At 38.3% G+C, this 2750-nt stretch carries 1 protein-coding gene; it reads right to left on the reverse strand.

Features of this window, described 5'->3' with window-relative positions; all coding sequences use genetic code 11:
- Positions 1–113: 113 nt before the first annotated feature.
- Positions 114–2552 carry an ATP-binding protein gene (locus tag ABMY41_RS21600; RefSeq protein WP_349276237.1) on the reverse strand — a complete coding sequence of 813 codons (2439 nt, stop codon included), beginning with the start codon at positions 2550–2552 and terminating at the stop codon, positions 114–116.
- Between the last annotated feature and the right edge of the window lie 198 nt (positions 2553–2750).

The following is a 2750-nucleotide window of genomic DNA, read 5'->3' on the forward strand; positions in this document are numbered from 1 at the left end:
AATCGCCAACTGGTTGAAGCGATGATCAAAGTGAAGGCGCTAAATAAGATCAACACCCTTGGTCTGCCTAAATATCAGTAAGTTAAGTGAATTTGTTAGAGAGCTGCATTTGATCAACAAGGCCCTTCCGCTAACATTTTTGCATCATTCTCATTACCAAATACATTTAACCAGTGCTGTTTATCTTTTATACCTTGTATGCTTATATCGGCATTATCTTTGCTGTCTTGCAAAGACTCACTATTTAAATCTATAAACTCGACTAATCGATTATATAACTCATTAAGTTTATATGGTTTAAATAAAACGCAGTTCATTCCTGACTTTAAGGCTGTATTTAAACACTCTTGAGAATCGTCCGCGGTAAAACCTATAATTGGCAAAGCCTTGAATTTATCTTGACTGCGTAACTGTTCAGTTAATTTAAATCCGTCTAAGTCTGGCATATGGCAGTCAGTTAATAATAAATCATACTGCCCTGTTTCAAGGGCTCTAAGTGCAGCTATACCATCATCAACCATAACTGCCTTAATCCCTAATTTCTGGCATTGCTTTTCGAGTAATAGCTGATTTGTTTTATTATCCTCGGCAATTAATATTTGTCCGTGAAACGGAACACTCTGTACAGGAACGCCATCATCAGAGTTAGTATGAGCACTATTTATAAGTTCTCGCAATGTATCTGGATATAATGGCTCTGAAGGTAAAACATGACAGTTGCAATTTGTCGATAAAAGGGTCTTTTTAGGGCTTGCGACTAAAATGTAGTTGTTGTTAGCAACACTGATTGATTGCTGCCAATTAGCTCCCCAAACCTGTTTAACATAGCTTTCATCTATAAGGATGTTATCAGCTTCTTGAAATGCCTCTTTATCAATTGGCCAGTTCAATTGATGATGCTTTACACCCATACTGGCTAGATTATTTATTAATTGTTGGTTTTGAGTGCACACAGCCCAATTTACTGATATAGACCGCAGTTTATGTTTACTGACTTTTTTAAGCGGCATAGAGATGTACACATTAGTACCTTTACCAAAAGTACTTGAAATGGATATTTCACCTTGCATAGCTTCAACAAGTTGCTTTGCCAAGCTCAAGCCTAAGCCTGTACCTCCATGACGTCGTTGAATCGAGTTATCTGCTTGTTCAAAAGGGGTAAATATATTGGCAAGCTGCTCAACAGTCATACCTTTACCTGTATCTGATATTTCAATTTTCAATGATTGTTTATCAAATAACACATCACAGCTTATTTTGCCTTGCTCTGTAAATTTTACGGCGTTATTTAGAACATTAGAAAGGACTTGCATTAAATGACTTATATCTACCGAAGCTAAAGTATAGGCAGCAGTACGCCATACTATATTGAACATCAGCCCTTTTTGTTTAGCGTGGTATTCGTGGGCACGCATAACACGGCATAGGTGTGCTTCTAAATCAACTTCTCTTGACTCTACTTCAATTTTGCCACTACTGGTGTTTGCAAAATATAAAATATCATCAACTAAGGTTCGCAGCTTTGAAACAGAGTTATCAATGTGCTCAACGAGGTAATGCTGCTCTTCATCAAGCGGTGATGATTTTAACAACTCTATAAAGCCATTTACCCCAGACATTGGCGTTCTTAATTCATGACTCATAGTGGCAATAAAGCGGCTTTTTGCTAGATCAGCTTGATGTGCAAGCTGAGTAGCTTTACTTAAGTCTGCTTGTTGACGTTTCAGTAAGCTAATATCGAGCAAGATACCATTCCAACGAACACCTTGCTTATCGTCTCGTTTATTAATTTCAGCATTAGCAATATAACGACACCAAATTTGCTGACCGAGATTATTTATCCGAAACTCAATATCGATCAGTTTGTTTTGTTTTGTCGCGGCTTTAAAACTTTTGGCGATTTGCACGCGATCTTCATCAACAATAAAGGGCGAAATACATCCCGTCATACCGCGCTGGTTAATCATGCGTGAAGTGACACCTAATAAACTTTGCGCACCCTTACTTATATAGGTATAACACCCCTCACCGTTGTCATAATACTCATACTGGAATACGCCGCCGGGTATGGTATCTGTGATGGTTTGCAGGAGCTGTTGAACTGACTTATTCTCACGCTGCAAGTGGCGATGCTCGGTAACATCTGTAAGTACTGTCATTATGCCTGCTAGTTCACCATCTAAGCCCAAATAAGGCTTTTTACTGTAAAGCAGCTCCAATTCTTTGCCTGCTTTATTGGTGTAATTAATATGCTGATTAATGACTTTGCCAGAGTTCAAACTCTGCTCATTTTGTGAAATCAGTTTTTTTACGACTTTAATATCGCCACGCAAATATTGATTATTTTCATCCCACAGGTGCGCAAAATTTTCTTTGTAGGCACGATTCCACATAACGCGTTTTTGATGCTGATCTTGTATCACCACCATAGTGGGCAAGTCGTCAATGAGTTTTTGGGTGAAGTTAAGCTTAATCAACGCCACTTCTTCAGCTTCTTTACGCTTTGCAATTTCGCGATTAATTGTTAACCGCCAGCTAATAAAATAAATCACCGATACAGCGATTAAAATTAAAATAAGAATTGCCGTGGTATTAACTGTTTTACGGTCGTAGCCACGTTCAATAGGCCTTGTTGATCAAATGCAGCTCTCTAATAAACTCACTTAACTTACTGATATTTAGGCAGACCAAGGGTGTTGATCTTATTTAGCGCCTTCACTTTGATCATCGCTTCAACCAGTTGGCGATTG

Source organism: Pseudoalteromonas sp. BZA4, from assembly GCF_040104395.1.
Taxonomy (GTDB): Bacteria; Pseudomonadota; Gammaproteobacteria; order Enterobacterales; family Alteromonadaceae; genus Pseudoalteromonas.